The sequence below is a fragment of the Spirosoma flavus genome (genome assembly GCF_054778555.1).
In genome coordinates, this window is sequence record NZ_BAAGZL010000002.1 from 919284 (window position 1) to 936865 (window position 17582).

The 17582-nt window shown below is 48.0% G+C and carries 11 protein-coding genes and 1 tRNA gene; 6 read left to right on the plus strand and 6 right to left on the minus strand.

What is annotated here, in order from left to right; all coding sequences use genetic code 11:
- Window positions 1–6 precede the first annotated feature (6 nt).
- Both ACYVF1_RS12725 and ACYVF1_RS12730 read left to right on the plus strand, forming a co-directional pair.
- A complete protein-coding gene (locus ACYVF1_RS12725) occupies window positions 7–1689 on the plus strand; it encodes a TonB-dependent receptor (RefSeq protein WP_461079225.1) in 1683 nt (560 codons plus the stop codon).
- Window positions 1690–1707: 18 nt separating this feature from the next.
- Complete coding sequence (locus ACYVF1_RS12730) at window positions 1708–3261, plus strand: HU domain-containing protein (RefSeq protein ID WP_461079227.1); 1554 nt, start codon at window positions 1708–1710, stop codon at window positions 3259–3261.
- A gap of 94 nt (window positions 3262–3355) precedes the next feature.
- Here the strand turns inward: ACYVF1_RS12730 and ACYVF1_RS12735 are convergent, their stop codons facing one another.
- From ACYVF1_RS12735 to ACYVF1_RS12755, 5 genes are all read right to left on the minus strand, one after another.
- Window positions 3356–4327 (minus strand): XdhC family protein, encoded by a 972-nt coding sequence (locus ACYVF1_RS12735; RefSeq protein WP_461079229.1) that lies wholly within the window; start codon window positions 4325–4327, stop codon window positions 3356–3358.
- Window positions 4290–6605, minus strand: a complete 2316-nt coding sequence (locus tag ACYVF1_RS12740; RefSeq protein WP_461079231.1) for a molybdopterin cofactor-binding domain-containing protein — start codon at window positions 6603–6605, stop codon at window positions 4290–4292. The genes ACYVF1_RS12735 and ACYVF1_RS12740 overlap by 38 nt, the downstream gene beginning before the upstream one ends.
- Complete coding sequence (locus ACYVF1_RS12745; RefSeq protein ID WP_461079233.1) at window positions 6602–8026, minus strand: FAD binding domain-containing protein; 1425 nt, start codon at window positions 8024–8026, stop codon at window positions 6602–6604. Before ACYVF1_RS12745 ends, ACYVF1_RS12740 begins: the two co-directional genes overlap by 4 nt.
- An 85-nt stretch (window positions 8027–8111) precedes the next feature.
- Window positions 8112–9380 carry an NAD-dependent dihydropyrimidine dehydrogenase subunit PreA gene (preA, locus tag ACYVF1_RS12750; protein WP_461079235.1) on the minus strand — a complete coding sequence of 423 codons (1269 nt, stop codon included), beginning with the start codon at window positions 9378–9380 and terminating at the stop codon, window positions 8112–8114.
- A gap of 50 nt (window positions 9381–9430) precedes the next feature.
- On the minus strand, window positions 9431–10786 hold the full coding sequence (locus tag ACYVF1_RS12755) for an NAD(P)-dependent oxidoreductase (protein WP_461079237.1): 1356 nt from the start codon (window positions 10784–10786) through the stop codon (window positions 9431–9433).
- A gap of 393 nt (window positions 10787–11179) precedes the next feature.
- Between ACYVF1_RS12755 and ACYVF1_RS12760 the strand changes: the two genes are divergently transcribed.
- Together ACYVF1_RS12760 and ACYVF1_RS12765 are read left to right on the plus strand one after the other, a co-directional pair.
- Complete coding sequence (locus ACYVF1_RS12760; RefSeq protein WP_461079239.1) at window positions 11180–12454, plus strand: PQQ-dependent sugar dehydrogenase; 1275 nt, start codon at window positions 11180–11182, stop codon at window positions 12452–12454.
- Between the two features lie 240 nt (window positions 12455–12694).
- A complete protein-coding gene (locus ACYVF1_RS12765; RefSeq protein ID WP_461079241.1) occupies window positions 12695–14071 on the plus strand; it encodes a PQQ-dependent sugar dehydrogenase in 1377 nt (458 codons plus the stop codon).
- Window positions 14072–14163: 92 nt separating this feature from the next.
- Here the strand turns inward: ACYVF1_RS12765 and ACYVF1_RS12770 are convergent, their stop codons facing one another.
- Window positions 14164–15873: an IlvD/Edd family dehydratase gene (locus ACYVF1_RS12770; protein WP_461079243.1), complete on the minus strand. Its 1710-nt coding sequence runs from the start codon at window positions 15871–15873 to the stop codon at window positions 14164–14166.
- A 334-nt stretch (window positions 15874–16207) separates the two neighbouring features.
- Here ACYVF1_RS12770 and ACYVF1_RS12775 point away from each other — a divergent pair.
- Window positions 16208–16294 (plus strand) — tRNA-Ser (locus ACYVF1_RS12775).
- Window positions 16295–17293: 999 nt separating this feature from the next.
- On the plus strand, window positions 17294–17530 hold the full coding sequence (locus ACYVF1_RS12780; protein WP_461079245.1) for a hypothetical protein: 237 nt from the start codon (window positions 17294–17296) through the stop codon (window positions 17528–17530).
- The last annotated feature ends 52 nt before the right edge of the window (window positions 17531–17582 follow it).

A 17582-nucleotide genomic window follows, 5' to 3' on the forward strand; every position in this document is an offset into this window, starting at 1 on the left:
TCCCTTATGATCGTACGTCCCTTATTCATACTCGGTTTTTGTTCACTGGCAACTGTTGTTGTGGCGCAGGAAACGAAACCAAGCCGACCCGTTAAAGAAGGTGAGGTTGACAATCAGGAAATTACGGTTGAAAAAAGCCGTAAAATCGAGCTGCAACCCGCTACCCGGATTTTTAACAAGATTCCGTCGGTGAAACCGTCTGCTGAACAGCGGAAGTTGACCTACGAATTTGAAGACCGCAAACTGAGCGTGGGTGATCCACGTATCACGCCGGGTGTACTGGCTCCGGCGGCTACTCAGGCCGAAGAAACCTCGTCGTTCAATAACTATGTGAAACTGGGCGCGGGTAATTACAGCTCGTTTCTGGGCGAGGGTTTTGTTGGGCTTAATGCCATGTCGAATCTGTCACTGGAAGCGTCGGCCCGGCATTTGTCGTCGGCTATTGGTCCAGTCGATGGGAAGAACTCGGCCCAGAGCGATACGCGGTTTCGGGTTACTGGAAAATATTTGGCCGACGCCTTCAAACTTCAGGCCGATTTTGGGTACGACCGAAATGCCTACAACTTTTATGGCTATAGCCGTGAGTATGCTGCCCAATCCAGTTTTAATCCGGAGACGATAAAACAACACCTGAATACGATCAATTTTAAACTTGGCATTGAAAATGCGAACAGCGAAAATGCCATCGACTACTCGCTACGTACGGGCATCACAAACCTGAGCGACCGCTTTAATGCGTCCGAATTCGACTGGGGAACCAATCTGAACGCATCAATAGGTATTTCTGGCAGCGTTTTTGCACTTCTTGCGGCAGATGCATACGTAACGCAGCGTTCCGATGGTTCCATTGTCGACAACCGGAATTTATTCCGGGTAAAGCCTACGTTTAAGTATACGTCGTCGATGTTTACGCTGACGGTGGGTGTCAATGCGGTGAATCAGACGGATCAACGCCAGAACGTCAACGATACACGCGCTTTTCCGGTGGTCGATCTTGATCTGGTTCCTGTTGGAAATGTCCACATTTTTGCGGGCGTCGACGGCGATATTAACCGGAATACGTTACGTTCGTTACTGGGTGAAAATAAGTGGCTTGCCCCACAGGTTGTCCTGGCCAATACGGTGAAGATGATCGACATTTACGGCGGGTCGAAGGGGGCGTTGGGTGGTGGATTTTCGTATGAAGGTAAGGCGTCGTATGCACGCTACCGAAATTTTTCGACCTTTAACAATGCCATACCCGATACCTCTAAGTTTGCGGTTTTGTATGACGGAGGCATTGCCAACGTACTGACTATTTCGGGCCAGTTGGGGTACGCACAGAAAGATAAGTTCCGGTCGACGTTGAAAGCTGACTTTTTCAACTACTCGCTGGAACGACTCGAAGAAGCTTGGGGACGCCCGCGCGTGGCGGCCACCTGGACCAATTCGTTTATTCTGGACAAGAAATTGTTTATTACGGCTGACCTCTATTTTTACGAGGGTATTAAAAACAGAAATTTTGTTACCGCTAAAACCTATACATTAAACCCAATTTATGACGCAAACATAAAAATTGACTATTTCCTCGGTAAACAGATATCAGCATTCGTTTCCCTGAACAATCTCTTCGGGCAGAATTATCAGCGATATTTGTATTATCAAAATCAAGGACTTAACTTTCTTGGCGGAATTAGTTATTCGTTCTAATCGGTCTATGATCTGTTTATGACTACTGTTAATGAATACCTAAAGAAATTACTTTATCAGTACGACTGCGTGGTGGTACCAGAGTTAGGAGCATTCCTGACGCACTATCAACCTGCTACGTTCACTGAAGCCAGCGGCCTGTACCTGCCTCCTCGTAAGCGCATTGCGTTCAACGAAGCCCTTCGGCTGGACGATGGCATTCTGGTCAATTTTATCATGCTTCATGAATCCGTTGCCCGCGACGTAGCACAACGTCATGTTGCTACGTTCGTGAACGAGATGCATCAGCAAATCGACACGGGTGGCCGGTTCGAGATAGATAACATCGGAACCTTCACCAACAACGACGAAAAGCGGCTGCAGTTTCATCCGAGCGTACGGCACAACTTTTTCGGCGAAGCCTATGGAATGGCTCCGTTCTCGACGCAACGAGCCACCAAAAAGCCTCTTGCCGAACCGGCAATCGATGCCATTCCTGTTACAGCGTTAGGGCCGGTGTTGGTTCGCGACGAAGACGTAATACATACTCCGCTTCAACCTTCCATTCCGTATTGGCGTATTGCAGCTGCGGTATTACTTATTGGCTCGGTGGGTGTGGTTAGTTATTTTTCCGTCATCAAGCCCGGTCAGCCTTTCCAGAGTAGCTTAGATCCTTCCAAACTGCTCCACAGCACAACAGCTTATTTCGATAAGCTGACGGCTAAAAAAGAGGAGGCTAAACCAGAAGAGAATAAGAGTCTAACGCCTTTATCGATTCCGACTGAAGAAACAAAGTCAGCAGCGACGACACCGCCACCTGCGCCAGTCGTTGAAACGAAAGTAGCTACAGCTACTGTGAAGCCGGTTGAGGTTGCAACAAAACCTGCTACGGTTGCAACAGCGCCGGTGGCCGTAAAATCAGCGCCAGTTGTTGCTAAGTCAGCTCCCGTAGCTGAAGTAAAAACAGCCCCGATAGAAATTAAGGTTGCACCAGTGGCTGTCAAATCGGCTCCCGTAGTAAAACCCGTTATAGTTGCTACAAAACCGGTTATCTCGCCAAATTCAGCTCCGGCAGTTGTAAAAGCTGCACCGGTTGTAGTGAAATCGGCTCCTGCTGTTGTTAAGGCTGCTCCCGTAACGAAAACGACACCAGCTGTGGTGAAATCAGTTCCGGTAGTAACTAAGACTGTGCCTGTAATTGTTAAACCGTCGGCGGCTGCAGTAGCTGCCAGCAAAAAGGCGGTTGCGGCTCCAGCAGCTGTCAATGCCAGGCCCGAAGTAATTGCAGTTCCTTCCAGCAAACCAGCGGTTCTAAGAAAAGCGCAGGTTGCGGCTGTTAAACCTCATCGTATTTATCCTAGTTTTCTGGCTATTGCCGGTGTTTTTGTCAGTAAGCAGAACGCCTATCGGCTGAAGTACCAATTACGTCAGGCCGGTTACTCTGATGCTTTTGTTATTAACCCACGACGCGGCCAGAAGCAATTGTATAAAGTATCGGCAATGGGTTCAAATGTACGTGAGGATGTACTTACTAAAATGCCCGAAATCAATGATTTAACCGGTGCCGAAAGCTGGGTTTTTGAAAATTTCTAATACTTTGTAACTACTTATTTCCGGAAAGGCAGCTCTAATGAGCTGCCTTTTTTATGTCATTATCAACGGAGTTAAAGGTTGTGACGCCCCTACTTCACCGCTCATTTTTCACCCGAATAATTTCGGCAGCAATACTGACAGCGATTTCTTCGGGAGTCTGGCTATTGATGGCCATGCCTACTGGTGCATGAACCCATTGCAATTGTTCTTCAGCAATACCTTCAGCCCGGTATTGCGCAAACATTTTCTCAATTTTGGCCTTACTCCCAAGCAGACCAATATACCTGACTTGTTTACTTAACAACGCACGTAATGCTACGTCGTCGGTTCGGAAACCGAACGTCATGATGACAACGTAGCGATTTGAGCCAGACGGAATTAACTGAGCCAACTCTTCGTAGCTCTTCACTACGATTTTTTCGTGAGCAGCCTCATTCAGTCCCATCGTGTGCAGGCCGGGTCGGTCGTCGAAAACGCGGACGTAGAAGTCCATCTGGCTCATTAACTGTGAAAGTGCCAGTGCACAATGCCCCCCGCCAATAATAAAAAGCTCATTTTTATAACCCAATCGCTCCCAGTAAAGCCATTCTTCGTCGGATTGCATCGAAAATCGATACGTATCTTCCGGTAGTATATCGGGAGAAAACTGAATACCTTCAGGCGATAACTCTAACAAACCATTGCTACGTTGGTGGAGACACTGGATAATGGCCTGTACAGCTTCAGCATCGGACGAACGAACGTAGTAGAGCAGAACTGTCTGGTCGCCGGAGCAAATCATACCGCTCTGGTTATGAGCCGCTTTCTTATCGTGGTATTGCTTACGTATCGATGACTCGTATCGAATTCCCTGTCTAAGTTTTTCTTTAGCCAGTTCCACCAGCTTGTATTCCATCATCCCTCCTCCTATCGACCCGGCCATCTCTCCCCGGCTATTCAGCGCCATCAAAAAACCTTGCCGTCCAGGGCTGCTCCCGTGACTTTCCAGTACGTATAGCAGCATTATCGGCAAGCGTTTTTGCAGACTATTATGAATTAACTGCCACGTAGCTAACTGCTTTATCATGGGCGGGAGATAAATTCCGATGTGTGGACGTGCCATCATATAAAGCCAAGAGCACTTTTTCGGGCGTCATAGGCGCATCGAACGGAATACGAGCCGACGGGTTAAAGGCGAGAATGGCGTTACGTAGGGCAAAGTAAGCACCAATGCCATACATGAGTGGTGGCTCACCGACGGCTTTTGACCGGAAAATCGCCAGATTATCCTGCTCCGTTTGGAGCGCTTCAATGGCAATTTCGTCGGGCACCGAATAAATATCAGGTACTTTATACGTCGACAGGGCATTGGAACGTAGTCGACCCGCTTTGTCAAAAATCACCTCTTCCATCGTCATCCAGCCAAGCCCCTGCACAATACCGCCTTCAATCTGCCCCCGGTCGACGGCCGCATTCATGCTGACGCCAAAATCGTGGACGACTTTTACATTATCAATCTGATACGTACCACGCAGGCAATCGACTGTCGTTTCTACAATAGCAGTTCCGTAAACATGATACGCAAACGGATGTCCTTTCGCGGCAATGGAATCAAAATGAATGCCGGGCGTAGCGTAGTGCGCATGTTCGGACAAACTAACCCGTTTTGAGTAGGCAGCCATCAGCAATCGCTCCCAATCCCAATCGGTTTTCTGGCCGTCGACGCAAACACATTCGTCTTTCAACGTAACGGCTTCTTCGTTCGTCTGCAATTCACCAGCAGCTACGATTTTCAGGCGCTTCACCAGTTCATCACAAGCGAGTTGTACGGCTCTACCATTCAAATCGGCCGTTGCGCTGGCTGCGGATGGCGACGTACTGGCAATCCGATACGTACTGGTAGTCAATAATTTAATTCGTTCGCTACGTATCGATAACACCTGAGCCGCCACCTGAAGCATTTTTGTATTGACACCTTGCCCCATCTCCACCGCCCCTGTACTGACACTAACGCTTCCGTCGGTATACAGATGGACTAAAGCCCGCGCCTGATTCATACGCGTGTTTGTGAATGAAATTCCAAAACAAACAGGCATCAGTGCCAGGCCTTTTTTTTGCAAGCGATTTTCCCGGTTGAACGTATTGATACGTCCCCGAATAGCATCCAACCCGTAAAAAGCCACTGTCTTGTGCCAACAGGCTGGAGCTTCACTCTCCGCTTTCTGACCATAGGGAAACTCTTCACCTGTTTTGATCAGGTTTTTTTCCTGAATCACCGATGCATCAATCCCCAGCGATTCGGCGGCTTTGGCAATTGCTGCTTCGATCACGAACATACCCTGCGGACCGCCAAAGCCCCGAAAGGCTGTATTCGGCGGTAAATGCGTGCGGCAACTGTACGCCGTTGCCGATACGTTCGGAACGTAGTAACTGTTGGTGCAGTGAAATAATGTTCGCTCCAGAACGGCCGGCGAGAGGTCGGCAGCCGCTCCCGCATTCTGATAGAACGTAGCTTCGTAAGCAACGATTTTCAGGTCGTTGTCAAGGCCGATTTTAAAATCAGAGGAATACGGATGCCGCTTGCCGGTCATGGCCATATCTTCCATCCGCTGCAGCGAATACTTCACGGGTTTCCGAAGAACGTGAGCCGCCAGCGCCACTAGGGCCGCCCATATATTCGCCTGATCTTCCTTACCGCCAAATCCACCCCCCAACCGAATTACATCGACTTCGATCTGGTGCATCGGCAAACCCGACGACCGGCTGATAGCGCGTTGCACCGCCGTTGGCCCCTGGGTCGACGAGTATAGTTTAATGCCATTATTTTCCTGCGGAATGGCATAGGCGCCCTGCGTTTCGATATAAAGATGTTCCTGGCCGTTGGTGTCAGCGGAACCTTCGAAAATATGCTTACACTGCGCCCAGGCCGTCGATGTATCACCCAGTCGGAAATGTTTAGGCGGAATAATTAACTCGCCCAATGCCTGCGCTTCACGCGGATCGGTGATGACACGTAACGGCTCAATATTAACCGTGATTTTTTTTACGGCAGCACGCGCTTCATCATCCGTTTCGGCGACTACAAACGCAATCGGCATACCAACGTAGTGAACGTGGTGGTCAGCAAAGAGAGGTTCGTCGGGAATAATGCCGCCAATCTGATTTTCGCCTGTTACGTCCTTACAGGTCAAAATACGTACCACGCCGGGCATGGTTTCGGCGTCTGCTACGTTTAGGCTTCGGATAATGCCATGTGCCATCGGCGAGCCAAACGCAACGCCAAATAACGTACCTTGAATGAGCGGAATATCGTCCAGGTAAACCGATTCGCCCCGCACATGCGTTCTGGAATCAATATTTTTCATAGGAGCGATGGTGTAATCAGTTGTTCGATGCTTAGTTCCGGAAACAGTTTCAGGAAATGCGCTTTGATAAGCTGGCTCAGCAGCAACCGTTTATACGCTTCCGTACCGCGCGCGTCACTAATGGGCGAAATTTCGGACTGTACTACGTTGATCGCGTCGATAACTACCGCTTCTGACAATACTTTACCCATCAGAAACTCTTCCGTTTTCTCCAGTCGTTTTGGAATTGGTGCGACTCCTCCCGCCGACAGACAAACGTCCGTAATGACATCTGCTTCCAACGTAATCTGAATGGCCGAATTTACACTGGCGATATCTAGATGCGTACGTTTGCTGACTTTTTCAAAATTGAAGCGGCTATTCGGGCCGGGCAACGTAAAACGAATTTGCTCAACTAACTCATTTGGTTGTTTATCGAGCGTTTTATAACCCTTGTAAAACCGACGTAGCAGTACTTCCCGCGTTTGGTTACCATCATTCAACACCAACGTAGCATCCAGCGCCAGAAAGAAAATAGTGAAATCGCCGATGGGCGACGCATTGACAAAGTTACCGCCGATGGTCGCCATGTTACGTATCGGTGTGGAGGAAACTAATTTTGTATACGTATTAAAATAAGGAAAATGCGCCTGAATAACAGGCGATTCGATTAAATCAGTGACAGTAGAAGCAGCCTGTATAACACACTCGCTTCCCTCCTGCCTAACGCTTTTCAAACTTGATTTATCGGCTAGAAACTGAATGGCTGCGTCCTTGATTTCGTCGTGTTTCTGCACATACACATCCGTGCCACCTCCAACGTATTGGACTGACAACGCACCATTCGTATGTTCGCCATTCATACGTAGTGAAAGTGTCCGTAAATGCTCCGGAATACTCGCAAAATATGCTGGTAAAATGGCCTGTTCTACAGCGAACTGACTGGGTTTATCGTCGTTACGTCCCTCCAGCAAATGCGCCACCCGCTCGGCAGCCCGTTCAATGGATTTGTAGCCAGTACACCGACATATATTCCCATCAATAGCCGCAATGGCGTTTTGCCTTGTTGGCTTTTTATCGCTGAGGCAGAATCCGGCAAGCGACATCACAAAACCAGGCGTGCAGAAACCACACTGCGTCGCCGATTCATCAGCCATGGCCTGCTGGACAGGATTTAGTACGTCAAGGTTGACCCCTTCAATAGTAACAATATGTTTGCCCTGCGCATTACCCAGCGGCATCAGGCAAGACGTAGCGGTTCGGTAACGTACCGAATCCTCACGCAGCTCACCCACCATCACTGTACACGCGCCACAATCGCCCTCGCGACAGCCAATTTTGGTACCGGTCAAGTGCTGATGGTAGCGCACAAAATCGAGCAACGTAGTGCCGGGCAGCAGCGCCGTACTGATTTGTTTGTTATTAAGAATGAAGGTTGTCAAGGTACGGGTAGAGTTTTTGCAACCACAAATTCAGTAAAGATCGACGAGAAAACTTAGTGATCTTTGCGGCTTTAGATACGAATCGTCAATGATCATTCAGCGGCATACCGCGTCGCTGGAATTCTTTCCAGTTCAGGTATTCGTCGCCTTTACGTTGCTCAACCATTGTAATGCAGCTATCAACGGGGCATACCAGTTTACACAGATTACAGCCAACGCACTCATTTTCAATAATTGAGTACGTATTATACGGTTTACCATACGTCAGGTTAATGGCCTGATGAGACGTATCTTCACAGGCGATATAACATAGTCCGCAGTGGATGCACTTGTTCTGATCGATATTGGCGACGATGTGGTAATTAATATCCAGATCTTCCCAGTGCGTGATGGTCGGTACCGATTTACCGATGAAATCGTAAACTGTTTTAAATCCTTTTTCATCCATCCAGTTGCTGAGACCGTCGCAGAGGTCGTCGATGATGCGGAAACCGTGTTTCATTACGGCCGTACACACCTGCACCGACGTAGCACCGAGCAACATAAATTCGGCGGCATCTTTCCATGTACTGACTCCACCAATGCCCGAAATCGGCACTTTCGACGTAACAGGGTCCTGAGCAATGGTTGTCAGCATTTTAAGCGCAATGGGTTTCACCGCCGGACCACAATAACCGCCATAAACCGATTTGCCCGCTACGTAGGGATTGGGAACCAACGTATCTAAATCGACGCCCGTTACTGACTGGATGGTGTTGATGAGCGAAAGTGCGTTGGTACCGCCCTCCACCGAAGCCCGTCCCGTTGGTACTACCGAATGAACGTTGGGCGTCAGTTTCGTAATAACCGGAATTGTAGCCTTTTCCATCACCCATTCGACCACCATCCGAGCAATGTCGGGGTCTTGCCCAACGGCGGCTCCCATACCCCGCTCGGTCATGCCGTGCGGACAACCAAAATTAAGTTCCAGGCCATGTGCGCCGGTATCTTCGACCTGGGCGATGAGTTCGTGCCATTTCTCACGCGTATTGTCGGCCATGAGCGAAACCACCATTGCGCGGTCGGGAAACAGGCGCACGCATTCAGCGATTTCGCGCAGGTTAATGTCCAGTGGACGGTCGGAGATGAGTTCGATGTTGTTGAAACCCATCATCTTCGTGCCGTTATAATCAACCGCCGAATACCGTGATGATACGTTCTTCACCTGAGAACCCAATGTTTTCCAGACAACGCCCCCCCAACCCGCTTCAAAGGCACGTAGTACGTTGTATTTTTTATCAGTCGGTGGAGCGCTCGCCAGCCAGAACGGATTTGGCGATTTGATACCGAGGAAGTTTGTGCTTAAATCTGCCATAGTATTAATGAGCGAAAGAGTGAATGAGCGAAAGCCGTCCGGCAGGTCTTTCATTCTTTCGCACTTTCGCTCTTTATAAAGTCTAGTATCGCTTTTGCGCCGTCTTTGCCCGCCTGAACGGCGTCGACAACTTCTTTGCCGCCATTTACGCAGTCGCCACCGGCGAAAACACCTTTGAGGTTTGTCGAACAGTCTTCGTTAATAAGGAGCTTGCCTTTGGCGTGACTTAGTTGGTTGGTGCTAACCAGATCTTCGTACGGAATCTGTCCGGCTGCTTTGATCACCATGTCAACGTCTAGCGTAATGGTGTCGCCGGTTTCGACGGGCCAGCGTCGGCCGCTGGTATCGGGTAAACCCAGTTCCATTACGTTGCAGATCAATTGCGTTACTTTACCATTTTCGCCCTTGATTTCCTTGGGGGAAGCCAGCCAGATAACCCCGCAGCCATCCAGTTTAGCCAGATTTAATTCTACTTCGGTGCTGGGCATCTCGGCTTGAGTACGCCGATAAACAATCGTTACGTCTTTAGCACCCAGCCGTTTGGCTTGCGTTGCCGCGTCAATAGCCGTCATACCGAGGCCGATAACCGCTACCCTATCGCCAACGGGAATAGCGGGGTAGCCTTTGGTACGTATGTCGTAAATGAATTCAATAGCATCTTCCACGCCCTCCAGGTCTTCGCCCGGAATATCCAATTGGCGGGCCAACCCTACACCGATTCCTAGAAAAACGGCATCATATTCGATCTGAAGCTGAGAAAGCGTTACGTTACGTCCCAATTCCTGATCGTACTTGATATCGATACCGCCCAGCGACGTAATGAAATTGACTTCGTCTTCGCAGAATTGGGGCGTCACTTTGTAGGCCGCAATACCGTAGGTCATCAGCCCACCGCCTTTGCTTTCCTTTTCATAAATCGTTACGTCGATTCCTTCGCGACTCAATACGTGCGCACAACTCAAACCCGCCGGACCAGCGCCTACTACGGCCACTTTTCTATTCACAACGGGTTTGCGCATAAACAATGGCCATTGTTGCTCGATGGCTTTTTCGGTCGAATAGCGCTGAAGTTTGGCGATAGGAATAGGTGGCTCACTTAGCAGGTTGTATACGCAGGAGCCTTCGCACAATTTCTCGACTGGGCAAACCTTCGAGCAACCTCCGCCCATGATGTTGGAATCTAAAATGGTATAGGCCGAACCTTTGAGGTTGTCGGTTGTGATCTGCTTGATAAACTTCGGAATATTGATGCTCGTCGGGCAGCTTTTTATGCAGGGAGCATCATAGCAAAATAGGCACCGATTGGCTTCCACCAAGGCGGCTTCGCGGTTATCGAACGGCGGGTGAATGTCACTGAAATTTTCTGCGTATTCGTCAGTCGTTAATCGGTCGTTACGGATGGCCATAGGCACGTAGCAAAAAATAGGAATGAAAAGGAATAACGTATCATTCAAACCGTATCTTATTTGGCCTGTTAAATATCATTCCAAATAAATATAATCATTTGGGCGCATTAATCAACAGAAAAGCAAATCGCAAAAAAGAGAATTTCTTCCAATTTGTTACTAGTCTCCCGAAAAAATTAATTATCAAATTCTCACTACGATAAAATATCCTGTATTTGGTTAATTAGCACGAAGGTTTTTTTCCTAATTTTCCGCTTTCTTTTCCTCTTTTGCCAAAACTAACTCACCAGTATGCTTACTTTACTTAAACCTTCTCACTTCTTTTCTGTATTAATCCGTCCAATTTTACAATTAGCTATTGTAGCTTTTTTTTACCTGGCGTGTGTCTTTGCTATGCCCTTATTTGGTCAGACACTTCCGCCCAACTTTACAGTCGCGGAGCTGGTGGGTGGTTTAACTAACCCAACGACCTCAGTATTTGCCCCCGACGGTCGAATTTTCGTCAGTCAGCAAGGTGGTCAGTTACGGGTTATTAAGAATGGAAGCCTATTGACTACTCCGTTTGTTAGCCTCACCGTCAACACAGAAGGAGAACGGGGGCTGGCAGGCATTGCTTTTGACCCGGATTTTGCCACAAACAATTTTGTCTATTTATATTACACCGTTCCTACCAGCGGAACGGTAACGATTCACAACCGAGTGAGTCGATTCATCGCCAATGGCGACGTATCGGTTCCGAATAGTGAAACCATTATTCTGGAACTAGATCCTCTGACCTCACCATATCCGTACCACAATGGCGGTTCTATGGCGTTTGGGCCGGATGGTAAACTCTACGTATCAACCGGCGACAATGTTGACGGGAATAATGCGCAAAATCTTGACAATTATTTAGGAAAAATCCTTCGGATCAATCCGGATGGTAGCGTGCCCGCAGGTAATCCATTTACAACCGGTTCTGCAGCCCGGCGACGTATCTGGGCATACGGACTCCGTAACCCCTATAACGTTACGTTTCAGCCTGGAACTGGGCGATTGTTTATCAATGACGTAGGCGATGTTTCTTACGAAGAAATTAATGACGCAACAATAGGCGGCAAGAATTTCGGCTGGCCCGGAGCTGAGGGAGACCTTTGTAGCGTCACTAATTGCACTGGATTTACCTATCCTGTGTATGCTTATGAACACGGTAGTGGCGACGGCAAAGGCTGTGCGATAACAGGCGGTGCTTTTTACAATCCAACAACACCAAGGTATCCAGATTCCTATGTTGGGGCTTATTTCTTCTCCGACTTTTGTAATGGCTGGATGAACACGCTGGATTTGTCGGGACCAACCGCCGTTCGGTCGCCCTTCATGTCGAATACATTGACCGGAGATTTAACCATAATGCTCGGTCCCGACGGTTTTTTATATAGTCTGAGCCGATCACAGGGTAAAATTTATAAAATTCTTTACCTCGAAACCTGTACCACAATGTTGGCAGGAAAATGGGAGAACGAGGATATCTGGTCGTGCGGACACGTACCCACTTCCGCGAGCAAAGCTGTGGTGGGCCATGCTGTTACCATTGACAATAATCTGTCAGCACAGGTTTATAATATTCAGTACGTAGATGGTGGGCAAATCACCTTAAACGGCAACGCTACGTTACGGATGGGCCTTTAAGAAGGTTAGGGGTGCATAAGGCCTCGTGCTTACTCGGTGAATCGGGTAAGTACGAGGCCTTACTGTTAGCTGGCTACGTTGGGGTAATATCGAATGCAGATTTAGTCCTAGTTTCTCGAACAATTTACTCGGAAAATTATTCATACGATAAGTTATTGTTGCTTATCCTTTTTGTTTCTGAATTTTTTGTTACTATTATCTGCATTTCATTACCTCAACACCTTAAACTAGCTCATCCGTATGCATCACTTTTCCGTTTCTGTTCCGTTATTTTCAGTCATAATTCGCTCAAAAGAGCGAACGGCTGCCTTGATTTTCATTTTAATTGCGTTCGCCAGTTTCACATCCGCGTTCGGTCAGACACTTCCCGCTAATTTTACCTCGCAGTCGGTGGTCAGCGGATTATCTAACCCTACAGTATCCGTATTTGCACCTGACGGTCGCATTTTTGTGGCTCAGCAAACTGGACAATTACGGGTTGTTAAGAATGGCACTTTACTCGCCACACCATTTATTAGCCTTACGGTTGACCCAGCTGGGGAACGAGGTTTATTAGGCATCGCCTTTGACCCAAATTTTTCGTCAAATCAATACATTTATCTGTATTACACCATCCCTGCCAACGGAAACACAGCCGCTCGCAACAGGGTTAGCCGTTTCACTGCCAATGGTGACGTAGTTGTATCGGGAAGTGAATCTGTTGTGTTGGAGTTGAATAATTTGAGTACTGCCACCAATCATAATGGTGGCTCTCTGGCGTTTGGCCCGGATGGTAAACTCTACGTATCCGTTGGCGATAATGCCACGAGAGCTAATGCGCAAAACCTTGACAATTATTTAGGAAAAATCCTTCGGATCAATTCGGATGGCAGTGTGCCTACGGGAAACCCTTTTACAGGCGGATCGGCTTCCCGGCAACGTATCTGGGCGTACGGCCTCCGCAATCCATATAATATTACGTTCCAACCCGGAACCGGTCGTTTGTTTATTAATGAAGTGGGCGAAGGGAGCTGGGAAGAAATTAATGACGCCACTACGGGTGGCAAAAATTTTGGCTGGCCAACCGCCGAGGGCAATGTTTGTAGTGGTACTGCCTGCGCCGGATTCACATTTCCGGTATATACCTATCCCCACGGCTCGGGCGATGGCAAAGGCTGTTCAATAACGGGGGGAGCGTTTTACAATCCAGCAGTACCAACATACCCAAGCTCATATGTCGGCGATTATTTCTTCATGGATTATTGCAATGATTGGATGAACACGCTGGATTTATCTGGGCAGACCGCCGTACGGTCGCCTTTTATGACGAATGCACCAGGCGACGGATTGACTGTAATGCTAGGCCCCGACGGAAATATATACCATCTTAGTCGAGCACAAGGCAAAATCTTCAAGATTGTGTACCAGAACCCAATTTGTACCACAACTAAAGCAGGCAGTTGGCAGGATGCAACTGTCTGGTCGTGTGGACACGTACCGGCTAGCACCGATAAAGCGGTGGTGGGTCATCTTATCAACATCCCATCAAATCAGCAGGTCGACGCCAATAGAATTCAATACGTAGCAGGCGGCCGTATCAACTTTAACGTAAGCGCAAAATTACGGCTTGGCCTGTAAGGAGTTAAAAAAGGTCAGGGGTATCAGAGATTGTGGTAGATAAAACCAATCTCTGACACCCCTGACCTTATTAATCAATAATACCGTTTTGCCTAGTGTGAATCGCGCTTGACTTCGCTTCCCGACCCACCTTTAAGAAAATCAAAATCAGCACCTTCGTGAGCTTGTGTTACGTGACGGATATAAAGATTCACGTATCCCCGGTGATAACCCAGATCGAGCGGTTTGAAACGTACCAGTCGGCCCGCCAATTCCTCGTCTGATACGTGCAGGTGCAGCCGCCGATTCTCTACGTCGAGCGTAATCAAATCGCCGTTCTCAACCAGAGCCAGATTACCTCCTACTGCCGCTTCGGGCGATACGTGCAGCACCACCGTTCCAAAGCCGGTTCCGCTCATCCGTCCGTCTGAAATACGTACCATATCATGCACTCCAAGCGCCAGGATCTTGGCCGGCAACTGCATATTGCCGACTTCGGGCATACCTGGGTAGCCTTTGGGTCCTACGTTTTTCAGGACCAGTACGCAGGACGGATCAACATCTAGCTCCGGGTCGTCGATACGTGCTTTATAATCGTCAATATTTTCGAATACCACGGCTCGTCCCGTATGCTGCATCAGCGCAGGCGTTGCGGCAGACGGTTTAAGAACGGCGCCATTCGGGCAGAGATTACCACGTAGCACGGCGATACCCGATTCAGGTTTAAACGGCTGATCAACCGACGCAATAACCGCAGGATCGTAGCACTGAGCATCAACACAGTTCTCGCCAAGTGTCTTGCCATTTACCGTAATGGCGTCATTGTGCAGATACTGACGTAGCTCACGAATTACAGCCGGCAGTCCTCCGGCATAAAATAAGTCTTCAACAAAATGTTCGCCTGATGGCTGTAGGTTGGTCAACAGCGGGATTTTGGCGGATAAATTATCAAAATCATCGAGCGAGAGATCAATGCCTACCCGACCGGCAATGGCTGTCAAGTGCAGAATAAAGTTAGTAGAGCCACCCAGCGCGGCATTAACCATAATCGCATTTTCGAACGCCTGACGAGTCAGAATTTTTGAAGGCGTAATACCTTCGCGCGCTAGTTCAACCGCCCGCATACCTGTGAGATGTGCCAGTACTTTCCGGCGCGAATCGGCTGCCGGAATGGTTGCATTATCAGGAAGGGCCAACCCCAGCGATTCGACCATAGCGGCCATCGTCGATGCGGTTCCCATTACGGCGCAGTGTCCCTGTGAACGCGCCATACTGGCTTCAGCCGCCACAAACTCAGCCTGACTCATCTCCCCCATTTTATAGGCTTCAGCAAAACGCCACAGATCGCTCGTTCCGATCTTTCTTCCCTGAAACCGGCCGGCCAGCATCGGCCCACCCGAAACGACCATCGTTGGCAGGTCAACACTGCACGCGCCCATCACCAGCGAAGGCGTCGTTTTGTCGCAGCCGCACATCAAAATAACGGCATCAAGTGAATTTCCCCGAATGCTTTCCTCTACGTCCATACTGGCCAGATTGCGGAACAACATAGCTGTCGGCTTAATCTGGCATTCCCCCAGCGACATCACCGGAAATTCAAGTGGAAACCCGCCTGCTTCCCAGACTCCTCGCTTAATGGCTTCGGCCAGCTCGCGGAAGTGTGCATTACAGGGTGTGAGTTCAGACCACGTATTACAGATACCAATGACAGGTTTTCCCTGGAATTCGTGATGCGGAAAACCCTGATTTTTCATCCAAGCGCGGTAAATGAAGCCGTCTTTACCGGTGCGGCCAAACCAATCTTGAGAACGTAATTGAGCCATTCTTACAGTGAATTATCAGCCCCAAAGCTAATCGGAACATTCGTAAGAAAAGAGACGTAGTGACCCGTTTTACTTACATCGGAACCCGAAAAGCTCCGGTTCGGTAATCCCAACCCACTCTATTTCTTCGCAAGTGCTACGTTTGTCTAAACATCCAATGCAGGGAGTTTCTGCCGGTAATTTCTAAAACCAGTTTGCACACCATCTGCACAGTTCGTACTTTTGCGATTGGTCGAGACTGCCTATCAAGGATGTTTAGAAGGACCAATTGGTTGATAAAGGTGAATTTGACAATTCAGACACACTGATTATCAACGTACCAACAGTATCATACAGAGAGGTGTCCGAGTGGTTGAAGGAGCACGCCTGGAAAGTGTGTATACGGGCAACCGTATCGAGGGTTCGAATCCCTTCCTCTCTGCTAATAGCTTTATAACTGCTTAATTTATAGCGTGTTATAAAGCTATTTTTGTTTAGTTGAATTATAGTTGAACTACTCGACTATGCAGCACATCACCCACGATTTACTTTTAAAGCTAGTTTTTGTCGAAATCACAAATCGACGCCAGCGCTACGCTTACAAAGACATTGTGGGTCGACTTGAACCATAAAAATTTCGCCTTAGCGCCTTTCGCATCCGATAATATCTGTAACGGATTATGCTATCTGATGCTGCTGATTGACTAATACGAGAACGCTACATTTACACCGTGTCCTTCTCCGATGAATCAGCCATAGGTTTGCACACCTACCTGACAAACCTCATCAGTTTATCTGATTTTCGTCAGTTTTTCTACTGCTTCGCCTGATCTATTTTGCAACATTGCCGTACTTAGAGCGTACGGTATGGATAAAATCTCGCAAACGCCTGGCCAATTGGTCGGGTGTTTTTGTTGATAGTAGTCATTCCTTCTCCTGATTTGAATCACAACTGAACAGGCTTCACTGGCATAGTTCCTGTATTGATTCCAGTGATATGCGGGTATTTCGCAAGTCTCCCTACTATCAATCATTTATGGGTAACCAGAAAGCCTGCTATTTTATAGCCAGGCTTTCTTTTTTTCGCTTCATCGAAAGAGCTGATCAAGAATTCACGGCAAAACTTAGTCTACATCAGGTTTAGTATCTAAATATGAATTTCAAATTATTCACCATTGCTTTAACAGTAAATTAAAATTATATATTAAAATAACCCAATATAATCTTATATTGGGTTATTGATAAGCTCAACGGTACGTCAATGAATGTATTTAGACGCTCTTTCCGACTGGTTTTAGCCCTAAGTATTTCCATTGGATTTCTGACCTATAAATAGAAAAGCCGGGGCGCTTTTTTAATTTGGTATTCAAAAGTCAATGAAGAACAGTTTCCAGCCGGAACTGCCATTTTCGGCAGTGACGATGCGACCGGAGAATATTACATGCTCTATTTTGATGAGCGAAAAATATCTAGAAAATATGACGTTTCGGTTCAAAACAATGTGCTGACCTGGTGGCGAAATGCACCTGGTTTCTCACAACGCTATACCTGGACATTTACAGATGGCGATGACACAATCATCAGTAAAGGCGAATTAAGTAGAAACGGCACCACTTGGGATGCAGATTTGAGTCAAACATTCATTTGCATTAAGTCAACCAAGGGCAACAACTCATGAAAAGCAAATTCTGTCTCTGTTCTTAATGTCGAGGTCGTAAATACCAAACTAC